This window comes from Spirosoma radiotolerans, from assembly GCF_000974425.1.
In the GTDB taxonomy this organism is placed as follows: domain Bacteria; phylum Bacteroidota; class Bacteroidia; order Cytophagales; family Spirosomataceae; genus Spirosoma; species Spirosoma radiotolerans.
Map to the genome: position 1 here is coordinate 1,917,570 of NZ_CP010429.1, position 17,140 is coordinate 1,934,709.

17 protein-coding genes are annotated in these 17,140 nt (G+C 49.5%); 6 read left to right on the forward strand and 11 right to left on the reverse strand.

Annotated features, from left to right (window positions below):
• Positions 1–102 precede the first annotated feature (102 nt).
• The 4 genes from SD10_RS07605 to pyrR all read right to left on the reverse strand — a co-directional run bounded on the left by SD10_RS07605 (position 103) and on the right by pyrR (position 5,626).
• On the reverse strand, positions 103–1,263 hold the full coding sequence (locus SD10_RS07605; protein ID WP_046376391.1) for a glycoside hydrolase family 43 protein: 1,161 nt from the start codon (positions 1,261–1,263) through the stop codon (positions 103–105).
• A 120-nt stretch (positions 1,264–1,383) separates the two neighbouring features.
• Positions 1,384–2,232 carry a formate dehydrogenase accessory sulfurtransferase FdhD gene (gene fdhD / locus SD10_RS07610; RefSeq protein ID WP_046376392.1) on the reverse strand — a complete coding sequence of 283 codons (849 nt, stop codon included), beginning with the start codon at positions 2,230–2,232 and terminating at the stop codon, positions 1,384–1,386.
• A 75-nt stretch (positions 2,233–2,307) separates the two neighbouring features.
• The gene (locus tag SD10_RS07615; protein ID WP_046376393.1) at positions 2,308–4,878 is read right to left on the reverse strand and encodes a DUF5686 and carboxypeptidase-like regulatory domain-containing protein; all 2,571 of its coding nucleotides are present in this window, start codon (positions 4,876–4,878) and stop codon (positions 2,308–2,310) included.
• A gap of 208 nt (positions 4,879–5,086) precedes the next feature.
• Positions 5,087–5,626 (reverse strand): bifunctional pyr operon transcriptional regulator/uracil phosphoribosyltransferase PyrR, encoded by a 540-nt coding sequence (gene pyrR, locus SD10_RS07620; protein ID WP_046376394.1) that lies wholly within the window; start codon positions 5,624–5,626, stop codon positions 5,087–5,089.
• Positions 5,627–5,750: 124 nt separating this feature from the next.
• On the opposite strand from pyrR, the gene SD10_RS07625 reads away from it, so the two are divergent.
• From SD10_RS07625 to SD10_RS07635, 3 genes are all read left to right on the forward strand, one after another.
• A complete protein-coding gene (locus tag SD10_RS07625) occupies positions 5,751–7,616 on the forward strand; it encodes a T9SS type B sorting domain-containing protein (RefSeq protein WP_046376395.1) in 1,866 nt (621 codons plus the stop codon).
• 6 nt (positions 7,617–7,622) lie between these two features.
• Positions 7,623–8,183, forward strand: a complete 561-nt coding sequence (gene pth, locus SD10_RS07630; RefSeq protein ID WP_046376396.1) for an aminoacyl-tRNA hydrolase — start codon at positions 7,623–7,625, stop codon at positions 8,181–8,183.
• Between the two features lie 240 nt (positions 8,184–8,423).
• On the forward strand, positions 8,424–8,864 hold the full coding sequence (locus tag SD10_RS07635; RefSeq protein ID WP_046376397.1) for a hypothetical protein: 441 nt from the start codon (positions 8,424–8,426) through the stop codon (positions 8,862–8,864).
• A gap of 153 nt (positions 8,865–9,017) precedes the next feature.
• Here the strand turns inward: SD10_RS07635 and SD10_RS07640 are convergent, their stop codons facing one another.
• A complete protein-coding gene (locus SD10_RS07640; protein WP_046376398.1) occupies positions 9,018–9,908 on the reverse strand; it encodes a diacylglycerol/lipid kinase family protein in 891 nt (296 codons plus the stop codon).
• A gap of 127 nt (positions 9,909–10,035) precedes the next feature.
• Between SD10_RS07640 and SD10_RS07645 the strand changes: the two genes are divergently transcribed.
• The 3 genes from SD10_RS07645 (at position 10,036) to SD10_RS07655 (ending at position 12,496) form a co-directional block, all read left to right on the forward strand.
• On the forward strand, positions 10,036–11,031 hold the full coding sequence (locus SD10_RS07645; RefSeq protein ID WP_227699168.1) for an App1 family protein: 996 nt from the start codon (positions 10,036–10,038) through the stop codon (positions 11,029–11,031).
• Between the two features lie 442 nt (positions 11,032–11,473).
• The gene (locus tag SD10_RS07650; RefSeq protein ID WP_046376400.1) at positions 11,474–11,755 is read left to right on the forward strand and encodes a hypothetical protein; all 282 of its coding nucleotides are present in this window, start codon (positions 11,474–11,476) and stop codon (positions 11,753–11,755) included.
• Between the two features lie 357 nt (positions 11,756–12,112).
• Positions 12,113–12,496 carry a DoxX family protein gene (locus tag SD10_RS07655; RefSeq protein WP_046376401.1) on the forward strand — a complete coding sequence of 128 codons (384 nt, stop codon included), beginning with the start codon at positions 12,113–12,115 and terminating at the stop codon, positions 12,494–12,496.
• An 8-nt stretch (positions 12,497–12,504) separates the two neighbouring features.
• Here the strand turns inward: SD10_RS07655 and SD10_RS07660 are convergent, their stop codons facing one another.
• From SD10_RS07660 to SD10_RS07685, 6 genes are all read right to left on the reverse strand, one after another.
• On the reverse strand, positions 12,505–13,677 hold the full coding sequence (locus tag SD10_RS07660; protein WP_046579196.1) for an MFS transporter: 1,173 nt from the start codon (positions 13,675–13,677) through the stop codon (positions 12,505–12,507).
• Positions 13,678–13,937: 260 nt separating this feature from the next.
• Positions 13,938–14,678: a succinate dehydrogenase/fumarate reductase iron-sulfur subunit gene (locus SD10_RS07665; RefSeq protein WP_046376402.1), complete on the reverse strand. Its 741-nt coding sequence runs from the start codon at positions 14,676–14,678 to the stop codon at positions 13,938–13,940.
• Positions 14,679–14,700: 22 nt separating this feature from the next.
• Positions 14,701–14,949, reverse strand: a complete 249-nt coding sequence (locus tag SD10_RS07670; protein WP_046376403.1) for a hypothetical protein — start codon at positions 14,947–14,949, stop codon at positions 14,701–14,703.
• Positions 14,950–14,988: 39 nt separating this feature from the next.
• A complete protein-coding gene (locus SD10_RS07675) occupies positions 14,989–15,528 on the reverse strand; it encodes a hypothetical protein (RefSeq protein WP_046376404.1) in 540 nt (179 codons plus the stop codon).
• 10 nt (positions 15,529–15,538) lie between these two features.
• Positions 15,539–16,693: a zinc-dependent alcohol dehydrogenase gene (locus SD10_RS07680; RefSeq protein WP_046376405.1), complete on the reverse strand. Its 1,155-nt coding sequence runs from the start codon at positions 16,691–16,693 to the stop codon at positions 15,539–15,541.
• A 34-nt stretch (positions 16,694–16,727) separates the two neighbouring features.
• The gene (locus tag SD10_RS07685; protein WP_046376406.1) at positions 16,728–17,117 is read right to left on the reverse strand and encodes a hypothetical protein; all 390 of its coding nucleotides are present in this window, start codon (positions 17,115–17,117) and stop codon (positions 16,728–16,730) included.
• Positions 17,118–17,140: the final 23 nt, after the last annotated feature.

The following is a 17,140-nucleotide window of genomic DNA, read 5'->3' on the forward strand; positions in this document are numbered from 1 at the left end:
TGAAAGGCCTTGGGAAGACAAAAGGAAGGATAACAATCGACCTGACTGCCGCACAAAGAAAGGTAATGGTCCTTTCAGGAACATTACCTTGCCTGTTCGGGCTTATTCACTGCCTGACGTTGGTATGCCCGAAGGGAGTTTTTGTGGCGTAGTCGTTGGACCAGAAATGGTTATTTTGCCGTCTTTCACTTGCATACGGTCAATAAATACGACCCGCTCATCGCCCGTTTTGGCCGTCCGGCCGTGGTAAACGCAGAACATCTCTTTGCCATCCGGTGAGTAAGCGATGCTGTTGTGTCCGGTTCCTGTTACGATACCTCCTTTATCGACGTTCTTCTCCAGAATCGGATTGTCGGCCGACTTTTTAAATGGACCCAGAGGAGAGGAAGAAGTAGCGTAACCAATGGCATAATGACGACCCCCAAAATTATTGGCTGAGTACATGATGTAATACACATTGTCTTTCCTGAAGGTAACGGAACCCTCTGTCCAACGGCGGTTTGCTTCACGGGCCATCACGGATTGGCTTTCCCATTGGGCCTGTTTGTCACTGAGCTTGACCGGTGGCCGCAACAGTAAAACGGGTTGGCCGATGACACCGGAAAAATCAGCTTTAAGCTCGACGCCATACACCCAGCTTTCTTCAATTTCCTTGTACCAACCGTTTTTGAGCGCCAGATCGGATACGTCGCTTTTAACGGGATGTTTGTAGCAGCAACGCGAATAGTATAAATAAGCTTTGCCATTGGTATCAAAAAACACATTGGCATCAATGATCGGGTAGCCAGGGTCAAAGACAGGCTGGTTGGTCAGGTCAACGAAGGGACCGGTTGGTTTGTCGGCAACGGCCACGCCAATGCGGAAATTTTCCTTTTCGTGCGTCGGGTTTACTTTCCACTGGGCACTATAGAACAGGTAATATTTGCCCCGCACTTCGTATACTTCGGGTGCCCAATAGGCTCCATCCCAGCTGGTGTTGGGGTCGCTCCAGCCATTTTTGTTGTCATGAAAAAACACCTGGCCCTCTTTTTTCCAGTTGACCATGTCTGTGGACGAATACGCGGCAAATCCCTTGTCGGCGCCCCCAGTGCCATACATGTAGTACTTGCCTTTGGTAAACAAAACGTATGGGTCGCCGAACTGAACAGGTAAAGGGTTGGAAAAGGTAGCTTTATCGCTGGCAGTGCGTTGCATGGATTGAGCCTTGACAGCGTACACGCCCAGGGCCGCGAAAAAGAACAGTAGGTGCACAAATGGTTTCATGATTGCAATCGAATTGTCGAGGAATAAAAATAGGTAAATTGTCGTTAGCGAAGCTGTTGGCCGTACGTAGACATGAACCGATGGAGCAACGCCGACGGTGAGTCGCCATTATGAATGAGCTTACTCGTGAGAAATCTGGCTCAGAATCCGTACGGGTTCGCAGTAGAGGTTAAACCGACTATCGCGGACGAAGCCAGCTAAGGTCATGTGCGCTTCCTTCGCCATCTGGACTGCCAAACTCGATGGGGCACCGACAGCCGCCAGCATGGGCACACCCGCCCGCCAGCTTTTCTGAACGAGTTCAACGCCGATGCGACCGCTCAGGAAAATACCAAATTCGCTCATTGGGAGCCAGTTTTGCCAGAAAGCCGCGCCAATAAGTTTATCCAGCGCGTTATGACGCCCGATGTCTTCCCGAACGATAAGCAACGTTCCGCTGGCATCGAACAAGGCAGCCGCGTGGATACCGCCCGTATAGGCAAACGCCCGTTGTGTCTGGCGAACCCGCTCGGGCAGGGCGTGTAGAATAGCTGGATCGACCGAGAAATTGCCAGCAATCGGGCCAGGGGTGAGCGCCATCACGGCGTCGATGGTGGCTTTTCCGCAGAGGCCACAACTCGATGATGTAAATGTATTTCGCTCCAGTCGTGACCAGTCTATCACCACGTCGGGATGTAATTCAACACGTAATACATTGCCTTCTTTGTGGGCGTCCTGCACACAGTGTCGGCACGAAACGATGTCAGTAGGCTTTTGAATAATCCCTTCTGTAAACAAAAAACCCATGGCCAGTTCTTCATCGTGGCCGGGCGTGCGCATGGTCACCGAGACGGGGCGCTGCTGCCGGTCCGCTACCGGCCCAAAACCCAGCCTGATTTCCAGAGGCTCTTCGACCGCCAACAAGTCGGGCGACTCGATGAGACCTTCTCCAGAGATTTTATGAACGATAACCGGGGCAACAAGAGACATGGGCAGCGTATAGGGTTACTGTAAACGTAGGTTTTACAGTAACCCTATACGCTGCTAAATGATTGCGGAATGAACTTAAAAACTAAACGAGGCCGATGCTTTCAGGGCAAATGAGTTGAGCGGAATACCATTTGGGCCGTCCTCCAGATAATTTAACCGGTGAATGGCCTGAAGGCGAATGATCTTGAAGATATTATCGATGCCGTAACCGACTTCCATGTACGGCTTGTGGCCGTCGAGTGTACCAAAATAAACGGGTCTCGTTCCACCGGGTAGCGGTTTAAAAGACTCCACATCCTGGTTGGCTTTGGTTTGCGATCCCCATAGGGCGTCGATGTTAGCGACCAGACGCCAGTTCAGTTTTCGAATGCCCGGAATCCGATTAAATAGCAGCCCTTCAAACCGGTGTTGAATATGAACAGCTACAAAACGATCGCTGACAAATTCGTAGAACTGCATTCGGTTGAATGTGTTGGTTGTCAGTAGCGGAGTTGGGTTGCCAATATGTGGGAACAGCAGGGGCGCGGGCAGCGTAGAAGGCGTGTATCCGGCCGAAAGGAGGTAGGTCATCCGGCCAAGTGCACCAAGCCGCAAGGATTGCTGGGCGCGTAGCGTCAGACGGTCGTAATTATATTCGCCACCCAACGATTTGGCGCCGTGCGTATACCGGATGGTCAGGACGGGCGCTCGTTTGGTGCCCAGCGTGATTCGGTCGTTGCCATCCATCAGGTATTTTTCCTTGCGGGCCAGCCGAGCCTCAACCGACCAGTAAGCATCAAAAATATCGGATCGTAGCGCCGACTGATCGCCCAATTCGGGTTCAGTTCGGTAATGAAAGGGAAAGAGCGGGTCAAAGGTGCGGCTGCCCAGGGTGGCCGTCAGAAGTATGCCTCTAACGGGCTCCGTTTTAAAGAAAACTTCTTTCTGGTAGCTTTGGTATCCACCCCGGAAACGACCAAAGCGGCTCAGAGCGTAGAAGATTCGGTTGCCACCAATCAACTCGGGAGTCAGGCCGAGCCGTTCAAGATCATTGGCTACCCGCACGCCCAGAATGGTCCAGTGCTGGCGGGAGAACAGGTAATTTATTTCGCCCCCATACTTAAATTGTTTATCCAGCGTGCCATAAGCCAGATAACCCCGAAGCACCCAATTGCGGCTGAATTGCTCATTGGTCCGAAACCCAACGCGGGTTCGCAGGCCTTCTACACTGTTCACGGCAAATAAATAAGGGTAGGGGCCAATGTCGAACCCGCCCACTTTATAAAAACCCGTTACGGCCACCTGCCCCACCGCTTCGGCCATTTTTACGGCTGGAACAGCCCGTAGTTTTTCGATAACCTGACGGGTTTTCTGGTCCTCTTTATTTAATGAATCGGTTCCCGCCAATGTACGCTGGACGGTATGCCAGTAAGCCTCATTTGTGGTTGAAACGGTATCGCTTGGCTCAATCGGTTGTTCGTAGAAGGCCGCCGGGTGCGGATGATTCACGATAATATTACTGTTCCGCAGGGTAACGTGGGCCCGCAGCCCCAGTGACTGTTTGCCAACGCCGGTCAGATCGGCTTTTAGACGAATGCTGACGGGCAACCAGCCCGCCGTAGTCGAAGAACCTGCCGAATCAGTCGTTGTTTCGAGTTCCTGCTCGATGGTGATCTCCCGCACGTAATTCAGGTTGGCGCCCGAACCAATACGGGTTTCAATCTGACACAGGGCAAAGGAAGTGGTATCAATCCAGGCTTTTCCAACAAAGGCCAGGTCTTCGGGACGCTTGGGATCGAACTGAATTTCGTAACAAATGTGGTCGCCTATCTGGGTTGTATCGGCCAGAAAAAACTCATACCAGTTTTTCCAGTTGTCGCCGATGGGCGAGGCAAAATCTTTTCCTAAAATTGGAATGTAGTTGTCGTAAAAATTCTGATTGACAAGATTGGTTCCGCCCAACAACTGTGAGCTTAAACCGGCATCATCGACGGCAACACCTTTAATGCGGGTTTTCAGGATGTCTTCCCGTTTGTGTTGGGGGTTAGCTTTAAAATAATAGCGCGACACGGACTCGGAGGCTAATAAGGGCAAGACCCGATGGCCATCTTTGTCAATGATTGAGTCATGTTTACTCATGGCCTCGTTAATCCGCTTGATAAGCGGATTCTTGCGCATGCGATCCGAAACGTGGCTGAGCGCGATTTCCGTTTTTACGTAGCTGTCGTATTCGTAGGCGGAGAGCCGTTTCCGGTCGTTGATCGAGCGATTTTTGCGCAGCTGTCGTAGCACGCGCCAGGCTGGATTTTCACCGGCTTTAACGGTTACTTCCTGTAAGGAGTTGCCACCAGATTCGAGCTTGATGTCAACGGCCTGGCTAGTGCGCTCGGGATCAATCGCCCGACGGCTCACTTTATAGCCCATCGAGCTCACGGCTATCGAATCTGTCAGGATTTTGGCTACGAGCGTATAACGGCCTTTTTCGTCCGTTAGCGCCCCGCTGCGTCGACCTACCAGCGATACACTGGCAAATGGGATAGGGTCACCTGTGTGTGCATCCGTAACCAGCCCGGTGACCGTATACACGGTTTGCGCCTGGGTAGCAGTTACCGCTACACTAAGTACTAACCACAGTAAGATTAATAAAGAAAGTAACGGTGTCTTCAAGCGTTCTGTCGTCTTGTCGTTCTGATTCGCATGGCGAAGATAACCAAATAGGGGTAGTTATCAGCGGTTACATAAGATGAATCGACATTAAAAAACGATGAACTGTTAAAACTACTCTATGAATGGTGTCGAGATAACCGTTTCTTTGTTTTTTGAAGCAAATAAGTAGTTTTTACTAGTGTTGTTCGTTGTAAGCCAGTGGTTAGTACTAACCAACTAACCAGATACGATCCGCTTCGGCTCCCTGTTCGGTCCACTCCACCAGTACTTGTTGCGACTCCAGCGTATTAACACGTTTGCCGGTATAATCTGGTTTGATGGGTAGGTCGCGGTTATAACGTCGGTCGATCAGTACGAGCAACTCCACTTTTCTGGGACGTCCGAACGCGGTCATGGCATCGAGGGCTGCCCGCACCATTCGACCCGTAGCCAGCACATCATCTACAAGAATGACGCGCTTGTTTTCAATGATGAACGGAACATGCGTTGTATTGGGTCGCAGGGGCGTATCGCGCCGGCGGAAATCGTCCCGATAGAAGGTCGCGTCCAGGTAGCCAAGGGGCACCTCATGTCCCAGCGCGCGGTTCAGTTCACGGGCAACGCGTTCGGCAAAATAGATTCCTCGCGGCTGCAACCCCAGAATGACGGTGTCGTCGAAATTCTGATAATTTTCGATGAGTTGTTGGGCGAGTCTGCTCACAACAATTTCCAGCAACGGACTGGATAAAATTAGGCGCTGTTGATTCATGGGGTAAAAATAGTCGTAAGTCGGTCAGGTGCGGTTTAAAACTCCCAAAATCATGCAAATGCAGGCGCATAGACCTCAGAAGTTTCTTCGTAGCTTTGATCGAAGCATATGAAATCCATCAAGTATGGGGATTCGAAATTGTACTGGTTTACTTTGCCTTCTTTTTTTTAGCTACTCGCTTAGCAGCGCGCAGAACGTAGCGGGTCTTTGGCTGGGCGCTACCTACTCATCGACCACGGGTAAGCTTCTTTACGATTACACCATGATGCTTACGCAAACGGGTAACCGGCTAACGGGCAATACGCAAACAGCCAGTTCCGCCGGGCCATTTAGCCGGCAGGCCACGGCCATTTTGTCGGGTCAGCTAAACGGATCGACGGTGGCGTTTACTGAGTCGAATCAGGATGGCAGTTTGAACGGCAATTGTTACTGGCGCGGAACAATGACCTATAATCCGGTAGACGAAAGCCTTATTGGTACGTTTGAAAACATTGTCAATGGTAACTATTGTTCAACGGCTGCGAATGGTAACGTCGAGTTGTACCGAATTGCGCTGAAAAGTGGTACAACTTTTTGCAGAAACACGCCCGCCCGTTTGACCGTCACGGGCAAAAATATTCGCTGGTATTCATCTGAGGCCAAAACCAACCTGCTGGCAACGGGCAATACATACACCCCGAGACTCAACGAGACGACAACATTATACATCACGCAAACGCTGAATCAAGCTGAAAGCCCGGCAGTGCCGATCACGGTTACCATTACGGAGCCCATTTTTAAATTTGCGATCACCAATGCCGGTTGCAACAAAAACAACGGGGCCATTCAGGTAATTGCTTCCAATGCTATCAACTGGCAGTACAGCGTGAATGCGGGAGCTTTTCAATCGAGTGCTTCGTTTACAAGCCTTTCGCCCGGCTCATATACCGTTGTTGCCAAAGATACCGCCGGTTGCCAGGCGGCTCACACGGCGATCATTACGGCTACGGCTGATGCAGCCCCCACCATTCGTGGTGTCCAAACAACACCACCGGGCTGCGCCAGCGCCACGGGTGAAGTAAGCGTTGTGGCCGTGGGTGGCAGCGGTCCGTTAACATATTCGATCGATAACGGCGGTACTTTTCAGTCCAGCCCGGTTTTTTCCAAACTAGCCGGGGGAGGCTATACAGTGCGAGTGCGCGATGCGAATGGGTGTGAAGTGGATAAGGCCGTCACCCTACCAATAGGCAATACATTAGACGTAAACAGCCTGATTAGTGTGCCTACCACCTGTGGGCAGGCCAATGGGCAAGTGTCCATAACAACGTCGGGCGGCCGAAAGCCTGTACTATATAGTATAGACAATCGTCCATTTCAGGCTACTGCGCTATTCACAAATCTGCCAGCAGGTACTTATTCCCTGTTGGCTAAAGACAGTGTGGGCTGCACCGTGAGCCAGTCTGTAACCGTAGCCGCCAGCACAGGCCCCCAACCCGGTGCTATTCAAACGACCGCTTCAACCTGTGGAGAGCAGAATGGCGCTATCCGGATAGCGCCGGGTGCATCAACCGCAAACCTGATGTTTTCCCTTGATGGGCAACCATTCCAGAAAAACAGCGATTTTAACGGACTAAAAGCAGGCACGTATTCGCTTATTGTAAGGGACGACAACAGTTGTGTGATTAGCCGATCTATCCAGATTGTGCTCGATTGTGCCAGTGTCCTTCACCTGCCAACGGCTTTTTCGCCCAATCATGACTCAATGAACGATGCCCTGACCGTTTATTTTTCGTTTCCATCCATTACCGTCACCACCTTCATTGTTTATGACCGTTGGGGTACAGTCCTGTATAATCGTGCTAATTTTGCAATCTCCAGTGGAGAGCCGCTCTGGGATGGTCAACTAAATGGGCAGGCAGTGCCGGCCGGTATGTATGCGTACCGGCTCGATTGCCAGTTTCCGGATGGAACCCCCATGACATATCGCCAGTCGGTAGCCCTTTTATACTGATTGTTTATGAAATTTCTGATTGTTGGTCTGGGCAACATTGGCCCTGAATACGCCCTTACCCGGCACAACGCTGGTTTTATGGTGCTCGACCGGCTGGCGGCACAGCACGATTTTAGCTTCACGATGACCCGGCTGGCTTACACGGCCAAGTGGCAACACAAAGGCAAGCAATTATTTTTCGTCAAACCCACCACGTTTATGAACCTCAGCGGAAAGGCCGTGCTGTATTATATGAAGCAGGAGAATATTCCGGTTGAGAATGTGCTGATTATCACGGACGATAAAGATTTGCCGTTTGGCAAACTGCGGCTAAAGCCTAAAGGATCGCCGGGCGGACACAATGGCCTGCGGAACATTGACGAGTTACTGGGTACGCAGGAATACGCCCGACTTCGGGTAGGAATTGGCAATAATTTCTCGAAAGGACGGCAGGTTGATTTTGTGTTAGGAGCGTTTCCGGAAGATGAATTGATCCAATTACCCGATTATTTGGACCGCGCTGGGAGTGCTGCACTCGCTTTTTGTACTATGGGAATACAAATGGCCATGAATAATTACAACCAATGATATAACTATTTAAAGAAAATTGCATTTTTCTTAAATAGTATAAACTCATACTCTTTTATCTTAATATTAAAATTTTATTTGGTTTGTTTTGATTTTGTTTTAGCAGTTGACGATTAAAGTCAATAATGCGGCATAAAGTTCGGAAGAAAATTTTGTAGAGGACATAACGGGCGTTTGCACTTTCAAACTTTCTATAGACCTTTGTGCGTTATCTAATCGAAAACAAAATAGAACAAAACAATGAAATCGCGTGTTATCTTTGCATCAGTAGTTCTTGGATTAGGATTAGTGATTACTCAGGCAAACGCGGCTACCACCACCAACACTGATGATAGCCCGGCAGCCACCAAGCCGGCAAGTGCTATGCTTGTCAATGGTTCACAAGTGCAGTTTGCTGCATACATTGGACAAAACGTTGGCAAGTTTGCGCAAACTACCAATTGGACAAACTTTATGAGCGTTGTCACTTTGTACAACCAAAGCCCAGCGGCCGTTCTGAACATCAGTCCTGCCGACCGCGCTAAGTTCAACGAAGCAGCCGCTCAAGTAACGAATACACTGGCCAAGCAAAAAGATGCGAACGCCAGTCTGTGGATGCACCAGGCCGATCACACAACACGCATGATTAATTTCCTTTGGAATGCCAATCAATCTGCTGTTGAAGCCATTGACATTCAGTAAGATAAACCAACCCTTGATTTCTCGGGGATTTGGAACAGAAAAGAGTAAAAGTTAGTTTTTCATGTAGAAAAGGTTAAGGGTTTAGGAATAGTCAGTATAAGGTTCTCCGCTTCGATCGGGGAACCTTATCTTTTTTTAGGGCAATTATGTTGGTTAATCGGCAGGCTGTTGTTCCTCCGCTTTGGGCACAATTACCTGCAATGCTCCAGGCCGGATAACGGCTTTCAGATTAGTAATACGCCCCCTATATTCGCCATCGACCTGAAAGTAGGCCCGTCTGTGGGTTTCGATCTCCACCGAAGTCGCTGGATAGATCTCTATTTTTTTAGGATCGAAGGGTCGATACCGCCAGAAAAGTTTGATAATTTCCCAAAATGATAATTGGCGGAAAATAACTACCTCAAAGCGCCCGTCGAAAGGATCACCATCGGGGTTGATAACGGCTCCGGTGCCATACATCCGCGCGTTGGCCAGCACCACCATAAAGGCCGCCCGCTGAACACACTCCTCGCCAACCGTGATGGATACCCGAAGCAATCGCCGTTTTTGTAGCACTCTGATAACCCCCCGGAGGTAACCCAGCTTACCACGCAGGTTGTTTTTTTCGTAATAGCGAACGAGTTGGGCATTCAGACCAATATCGCTCAAGTGCAGGCAGATGTCGTTTTCGTTGACCGTAATAATGTCGGTGGCCTTAGGCATACCGTCGATTAGCAGGCTGAGGCTGCCCTTGATATCGGGTGGAATGCCTAATTCGCGGGCCATTCCATTGGCCGATCCTGCCGGTAATACGCCCAGCGGTATATCGCTGCCCAGCAGAACAGTCGCTACGATTTTTAGGGTGCCGTCTCCCCCAACGGCTACTACACAGTCGGGTTTATGCTGATCAATCTGCTGGCGAATGGTAGTCTCGTCTGTTTTCCCGTCGAGATGAAACTGGTGGCAGGTGTGGGGTAAGTCGGCAAAGAAATCCGTGATGCCCTCTTCCCAGACTGTTTTGTCCGTTCCTCCCGATACCGGGTTAATGGCAAATAAAAATGTCAACTTCTAGGTTAATTTAAGGTTATAAAAGGGCGGCTATTGCTTGAACGTTATGGACACTGTGCAATTCCCTTTTGGGTATAAACAAAAAATAAGCCTAAAGGGTAGATTAAAACACTATTTATTAACATTGCTCCGGGTCACAGACCAACCGGTCGTTAAAGTGTACAGAGGTTTCGGGAACGATAAACACCTCACCGTCTACGGCCATGTCTTCCGGCGAAGCGCAATGCCGCGCCAAAAATACCGGGACATTGACTTCATTAATCTTTTGGCTGTATTGCGGTTGTTTTTGGTGCGTCCTTATCCGAATACCTTAGTTCGGCTATACGTAGAAGACCAGACCGTACAGGTTATATCGGACGCCGACGGGTGTTTTCAAGCCGACATACCACTGCCAGTGCCACTGCCCCCTGGCTGGCATTCCGTTCGGGCGCAACTCATTTCCCAAACGTTGACGCCCGAAACCGTACTCGCCGAGGGTGAGGGGCAGGTTTTATTACCGCATCCATCCCAATTCATGTGCATTTCTGACATTGATGATACCTTCCTGGTTTCGCATTCGGCCACAATAGCGAAACGGTTGCTGGTACTATTGACCGAAAATGCTCATAGTCGAATGCCGTTCGAAGGCGTGGTGGCTCATTATCAACTGCTTGCCGGAGCGAATAATGGTTTGCATGCGTCGAACCCGTTTTTTTATGTGTCGAGCAGCGAATGGAATTTATACGACTACATTCTGGAGTTTTCACAGAAAAATGGTCTGCCCGAAGGTGTCTATCGCCTGAGTCCGCTCAAACGATTGTCGCAGGTACTAAAAACAGGGAAGGGAAAGCACCATACAAAGTTTGATCGAATTGCGCAGATTCTGGAAACCTATCCCGACCAACAGTTTGTATTACTTGGCGACGATTCGCAGCAGGATCCGATTATTTATGAGTCTGTTGTTCAGCGTTATACGCAGCAAATACGCTGTGTTTATATCCGTCAGATTCATGCGAAGCACAAAGGCCGAACGATAGCGTTGATGGCCCGTATCGAGGCAAAGGGAGTAGCTTCGTGTTACTTTGCTCATAGTGCCGACGCCCGGCAACATTCCCTCAAAATTGGTCTTATAGACCGTTAACGTATTAATTACATACGTGCCCTGGTAGTCATAAAGTCAAGCTTACAAGTATAGTGTTAATGCAACAACTGCTTGCAGGTATACTGCGTCTTTTGTAAAATATATGACATATGATGTATTTGTTTGTAATATGTGTATATTCAACTGGTAAATCATCGTATCCTTCAATACTTATCCATAGTATATAATAAGCTTTTGTTGTATATAATATGTTTTCTTATATTATTACATAGTAAATTGGAGTTATATATAAGTTCGCATACATGAAGTAGTTCGCCGGTTTTAGTTTTGTTACTTAAGTTCTTGACTTTACTCTGCGGGTACTCCATCGAATGTGTAAACGTAGAAAAAACAATTATCAGCAAGTGCCAGAGCACTTTTGCCCAAATCTATTTCTTTATCCATAGCTTGATTAGTGTTTCACTAGTAAATTCTACTGTCTATGAATGTGGATCAGTTCAATCGGTTAACCATCTCCGAACAGGTAGTTCTTATTCCCCTCAAAGGCCGCTTTGTTGCTGAACGGCAATTCAAAAATCAACTAGTTAAACTGTATCATTGGGGTAATATCTTTCTGGAAATTTACTACCGGTGGCCGGCTTCACGACGTAAAGGAGCCAACTGGGAACCCTTTCGGGTAAATAGCTTTGCCGACAGGACGGGTTGCTCGGGCCAATTGTTGCCTTATGTAGATCATATCAATCTGGAGAATATAAGGCCTTGAGTAAGCTACTTCATTCTGTATTTGTATTGACTGTACTTTCCAGGCTGAGTTCGAACTCAGCCTGGAGGATTAATGGTGCTAAATCAGCGTGATTTGGCATATTGGCTTCGGCTATCCAATGGAATCCGGCACGGGGTTAGTTATTGACAGACGTATAGCGAAATATGTCGCAAATTCCCCCTTTAATTGCCTGTATCAGCCCCCTGCAACGTCTACAGACCGTAGTAAATTTGTAAAGCCATACGCCGTCCGATCCTGACCTACCTGTCTTTGTGGGCACGATCACGGTTGGAAAGCGAGGCATGTTAAGGAGTTATTGCACCTCGACAGTTGGCGATCAAACTACCATCAAAGGCCATGAAAAAAACAAAAATTGTCTATTGGGTACTTACGGGTCTTTTTGCCTTTGCCATGTTAGGTTCAGCCATTCCCGATATTATGGTGGCTCCAATGGCTGTGCAGGGATTTAAAGAAATTGGCTATCCGGCTTATTTGGTTCCATTTCTGGGCGTTGCTAAGCTTCTGGGCGTCATTGCCTTACTCGTTCCGGGTTTTCCGCGCGTTAAGGAATGGGCGTATGCTGGTCTGTTTTTCGATTTGCTGGGTGCTGCCTATTCCGTTTATAGTATCGGCAAACCACTCACCGACTGGATACCGATGTTAGTTTTATTACTGATTGGGGCTGGCTCGTATAGGTTCTACCACAAAAAGAATCAACTACAGCCTGTGTCTGCTATCTGAGTGGTTAGCTAGACCATTTTTCGAATGGCCCAAAGTCCCAGAAGCGGACCCGGAAGCAACATATAAAACAGCCAGCCAGACATACCGGCATGGGTCACTAACCAAGACATGAGTTGAATTGAGATCACGGTTAGCAGAAAGCCAACACAGGTAACAAGGGTTAGAATGCTTCCTCGATTCTCGACTGTGGTATGGCTGGCAACCAGCGTTGAAAACTGAGGAGAGTCACCAGCCGCAGCCGCTCCCCATACCAGCAAGAATAAGCCAAGCGCCGAGGGGGTTAATGACAACGCCCACGGCGTCAGAACAATGCAAACGCCCGACGTAAGTAATAAATACCGGGCTACCCGCGCACTGCCAATGCGTGACGCCAGAAACCCGCCAGCTCCGCATCCTACAGCACCCGCAGCTATAGCGCCAAATGCCCATAACGAATTCGTTAGCTCTACTTCAGGATGTTGCTGTCGGTAGTAACTAATTAGAGCTGGCAAATAAGCCCACAGCGTGTATAGCTCCCACATGTGCCCAAAATACCCCAGCATAGCTGGTCGGAAGGAGGAAGGTTGTCCCAGTACGAGCAGTGTTTGAAATCGAAAAAAAATTCCACCACTACGCACGGGACTGGCAGGTACTGTTAACCCCATCAAAATGCCACCACTTATGGCTAATAAACTTACCGACAGCGTTACTGCACGATACGGTAAATGCGTGCCTAATTCCTGTAGCAAATAAGGAAAGGCAGTTCCAAGCACCAATGCGCCAACCAGAAAGCCCATCGCCTGTCCCAACCCGGCTTTAAATCGCTCGGCAGCAATCTTCATCCCAACGGGATAAACACCCGCCAGAAAGAAACCCGTCAGGAATCGGCTAATCAGGATCGTTTCCGCTTTTATCGGGAAAAACAGCCAGACTAAGTTAACTAGCGCGGCAAGAATCACAGACGTTAGAAAAACAGAGGTAGAACGAAGGCGGTCCGGGATAGCCAGGAGTGCATAAACCAGCGTGCCAGTGATAAAGCCAATTTGAACGGATGAGGTAATCCAGCTAGTAAGTCCGGTTGTCTTCAGCCAGGGTTGAAGTTCAGGTAAAACGGCATTACCGGCAAACCAGAGTGATGTACCGGCAAATTGAGCAAAGATAATAACCAGTAATTGGCCATGCAGGCGCGGAGAAGGGGGCATGCCCAAAGATAAGTAGTGAAACTGGTCCGACTGGTGTTGTTTTTCTATGCGGCCTGGTTGACAGAATAGTAAACCAGTTCCGATAGTCATTTACAGTCATTCAACTCTTTCATTATCAATTCAATCAGCCGGTACAACGGTCCATATAATCGGGTTAATGAACTTCTCCATAAAGCAGAAAAGACCAGCGTTCGCGCTGGTCTTTTCTGCTTTATGGAGAACACAGGAACACTGAGCTCCACCCCGATATTCTCAAGCCTTTACTTGATCTTCGCGCCCAGATACTCCCGGTTCAGTCGGGTTATATTTTCCAGTGATACCGAAGCGGGGCACTCGACAGCGCAGGCACCTGTAAACGAACAAGCGCCAAATCCTTCGGAATCCATTTGAGCAACCATGCGTTCAGCCCGCTGCCGACGTTCGGCCTGACCCTGCGGAAGCAACGCAAAACGCGATACCTGAGCGCCTACAAACAACATAGCCGATGCATTCTTGCAGGAAGCTACGCAGGCTCCACAGGCAATACATGCGGCTGCATCCATGGTCGTCTCCTGAATGTCGCGGGAAACCAGAATTTCATTGGCTTCAGGTGCCGATCCCGTATTGACCGAGATATAGCCCCCGGCCTGCACGATCCGGTCAAAGGCCGATCGGTCGGTCGATAAGTCCTTGACAATAGGAAATCCCCGCGCCCGCCAGGGTTCAACCACAATGGTGTCGCCATCATTGAAGCTTCGCATGTACAATTGACAGACAGCCGCTCCCGTTTGGGGACCGTGTGGCCGCCCATTAACGTACATAGCGCAGGAGCCACAGATGCCCTCGCGGCAGTCGTGATCGAAGGCAATTATCTGTTCCCCTTTGTGCGTCAACTGGCCGTTGAGGATATCGAACATTTCCAGAAAAGACATATCCGGGTCAATGTCGGCCATTTTGTATTCTACTAATTTACCGGGTGTGCTGGCATTCTTCTGCCGCCAGATTTTTAGCGTGACATTCATGCGATTGATAAGCGACTAATAGTTATACCTTTCCTTTATAATCCCAATGATCTTTAACGACAACTCCATTAGCGTCTTTAAGTAGTCGGCGGGAGAACTGATCCCCTTTTATAATGCCTCGCTCGTCGGCGTTGCCGATAAACAGAAGGATTGGGTTGCCTTCTTCATCGGTCTTTGTCGCTACGTCGTATCGGCCAAACCTGAAGGCGATCATCCGGGATGGTTCGTACTTTTTGTTCAGATGCTTGAGCAGCCGTTCGCCTATTTTCATGAGGTATGGATTTATGCCTGGCTGTAGGAACAAATTAGACTAACCCCGTTGCCGTTTATGTGTATACCCCACAGTCGGCTTCTTTTTGCGACTCAGTAAGGCTATCACGGCTGTGGTAACAGCCACACCAACCAGCACATTCTGTACGAGGCCTTTACGGTTGTATTTCCAGTCCGCTTTCCAGCCCTTTTCGGCAAAAATGTTAGGAATATGCCCTTGCTTCAGGTCATCCACGATTCCCTCCACCACGTTGATTCGGTCGGCGAGGAGCAACGGGAGCCAGTGGCCGTATTCAGACTCACTGAAGGTAAACGCGTACCGGCGCAGTGCCCCGCTCAGCCCAGAAGGGGGCGAGGATGTACCAAAAACAGCCGTTAACGTGGGGCGTTCGTTGGAGTGAAGCACTTCTACCGTCGCTGGCTGTAGCGGTGGTCGTTCCCAGTTCAACCGCTCGTGGTCATCGCCGGTATAGTGTTTCATGGGGTAGGTCGGCTCGTTGTTCGGGTCGGCATCGATTCCCCAGCCATTTATGTGCGAATAATCGCCTGTTGTTTGTTCAACTATCGGAGTTGGTTCCATAATGCGTTTCTTATTGTCTGGCGGAGGGGGGAATCAGAATCGGTTTGATGCAGTTGTCCAGTTTGGCCGAAAAAATGTGGTACGCGTCAGCTACTTCTTCCAGAGGGACCCGATGCGTAATGATTTCTTTCGGATTTAAACGCCCTGCCTGAATATGGTCGATGAGCCTGGGTAACAGGCGTTTTACCGAAGCCTGGTTGGCCCGAATCGTGATGCCTTTGTTAACGACATTGCCAATAGGCACCAGGTTATCCGTAGGTCCATAGACACCTACAATGGAGACAATACCGCCTTTTTTGACGGAATTGATGGCCCAGTGGAGCGCCGTAGCCGACCCCGCCTGAAGCAATAATTTCTTGCCGGTAATGGTTTGAAGCGCGCTGCCAGATGCATCACCCCCAACGGCGTCGATGCATACATCAGCTCCAAACCAGTCGGTGGTTTGTTTGATAAACAGAACCGGATCTTTCATCGACCGAAAGTTATATGCTTCGCACTGAGCGTACTTGCGAACGAAGTCAAGCCGGTATTCGAGGTGGTCGATAACGATGACACGTCCCGCGCCAAATAGCCAGGCGCATTTGGCCGCCAGAATGCCCACAGGACCAGCGCCGAAAACGACTACCGTATCGCCTTGTTTGATTCCGCCCATTTCGGCCGCCTGATAGCCCGTTGGTACCACGTCGGTTAACAGAACCGCATCATCATGGTCCATCCAGTCGGGAATAACCGTTGGCCCTACATCGGCATACGGCACCCGAACAAATTCAGCTTGTCCGCCGTCATAGCCACCGGCCGTGTGTGAGTAACCAAATATGCCCCCTACGGCCGTCGCTTCTGGGTTCGATTCATGGCAATTGCCAAAGAGCCCTTGCTTACAGAAGGCACATTTTCCGCAGGCGACGTTGAAGGGCACGATGACGTTGTCGCCGATTTTCAGGTTCTGGACATCTGAACCGATCTCTTCAACGACCCCAATAAATTCGTGGCCGAAGGTCATGCCTACCCGAGTGTCCGGAACCAGGCCGTGATAGAGGTGTAAATCTGACCCGCAAATACACGAGCGGGTTACTCGAACAATGGCATCGCTGGGGTGTAAAATTTCAGGAATGGGTTTTTGAGCGGCCCGTACTCGAAACGGACCTCTATAGTTCATGGCTAGCATATAGCAAGTTTTTTATGTTGAATGACTCTTATACCTATTGGTTTCCGGAGCCTCCTGATGATGTGCCGCCCGTTTTACTGCCTTGTTTGGTGCTGCTCTGGCCCGCGTTTTTGCCACCTGATTTACTGCCTGTCATGCTCTTTCCCTTGGGCGAAGGAGATGACCCCGAGTTTGCTGATACACTAGCTGATGCAGAGCCTGTGCCTTTGGAGCTTGCCTTTTGTTCGGCGTCTTTGTTATACGGAACGCCCCGGCCCATTGTCTGGCTCGTGTTGGCCTGACGGGCGTTGTTCTGGAGGGATGAATTCTGGGTTCCTTTATTACTTCCTTTGTTATTACTGCCTGTGTTTCCACCTGCCTGAGCCCATACGCTCAGTGGCCCTACCAGTAGTGCCATGGTGAATACAATGCCTACCTTTTTCATACCATCTGTTGGTTTAAGAACGT

Bases quoted from the DNA above. Each gene is read 5' to 3' on its own strand.
- SD10_RS07605 (WP_046376391.1), bottom strand. From the start codon at position 1,263: ATGAAACCATTTGTGCACCTACTGTTCTTTTTCGCGGCCCTGGGCGTG.
- fdhD (WP_046376392.1), bottom strand. From the start codon at position 2,232: ATGTCTCTTGTTGCCCCGGTTATCGTTCATAAAATCTCTGGAGAAGGT.
- pyrR (WP_046376394.1), bottom strand. From the start codon at position 5,626: ATGAATCAACAGCGCCTAATTTTATCCAGTCCGTTGCTGGAAATTGTT.
- SD10_RS07625 (WP_046376395.1), top strand. From the start codon at position 5,751: ATGGGGATTCGAAATTGTACTGGTTTACTTTGCCTTCTTTTTTTTAGC.
- pth (WP_046376396.1), top strand. From the start codon at position 7,623: ATGAAATTTCTGATTGTTGGTCTGGGCAACATTGGCCCTGAATACGCC.
- SD10_RS07635 (WP_046376397.1), top strand. From the start codon at position 8,424: ATGAAATCGCGTGTTATCTTTGCATCAGTAGTTCTTGGATTAGGATTA.
- SD10_RS07650 (WP_046376400.1), top strand. From the start codon at position 11,474: ATGAATGTGGATCAGTTCAATCGGTTAACCATCTCCGAACAGGTAGTT.
- SD10_RS07655 (WP_046376401.1), top strand. From the start codon at position 12,113: ATGAAAAAAACAAAAATTGTCTATTGGGTACTTACGGGTCTTTTTGCC.
- SD10_RS07660 (WP_046579196.1), bottom strand. From the start codon at position 13,677: ATGCCCCCTTCTCCGCGCCTGCATGGCCAATTACTGGTTATTATCTTT.
- SD10_RS07665 (WP_046376402.1), bottom strand. From the start codon at position 14,678: ATGAATGTCACGCTAAAAATCTGGCGGCAGAAGAATGCCAGCACACCC.
- SD10_RS07670 (WP_046376403.1), bottom strand. From the start codon at position 14,949: ATGAAAATAGGCGAACGGCTGCTCAAGCATCTGAACAAAAAGTACGAA.
- SD10_RS07675 (WP_046376404.1), bottom strand. From the start codon at position 15,528: ATGGAACCAACTCCGATAGTTGAACAAACAACAGGCGATTATTCGCAC.
- SD10_RS07680 (WP_046376405.1), bottom strand. From the start codon at position 16,693: ATGCTAGCCATGAACTATAGAGGTCCGTTTCGAGTACGGGCCGCTCAA.
- SD10_RS07685 (WP_046376406.1), bottom strand. From the start codon at position 17,117: ATGAAAAAGGTAGGCATTGTATTCACCATGGCACTACTGGTAGGGCCA.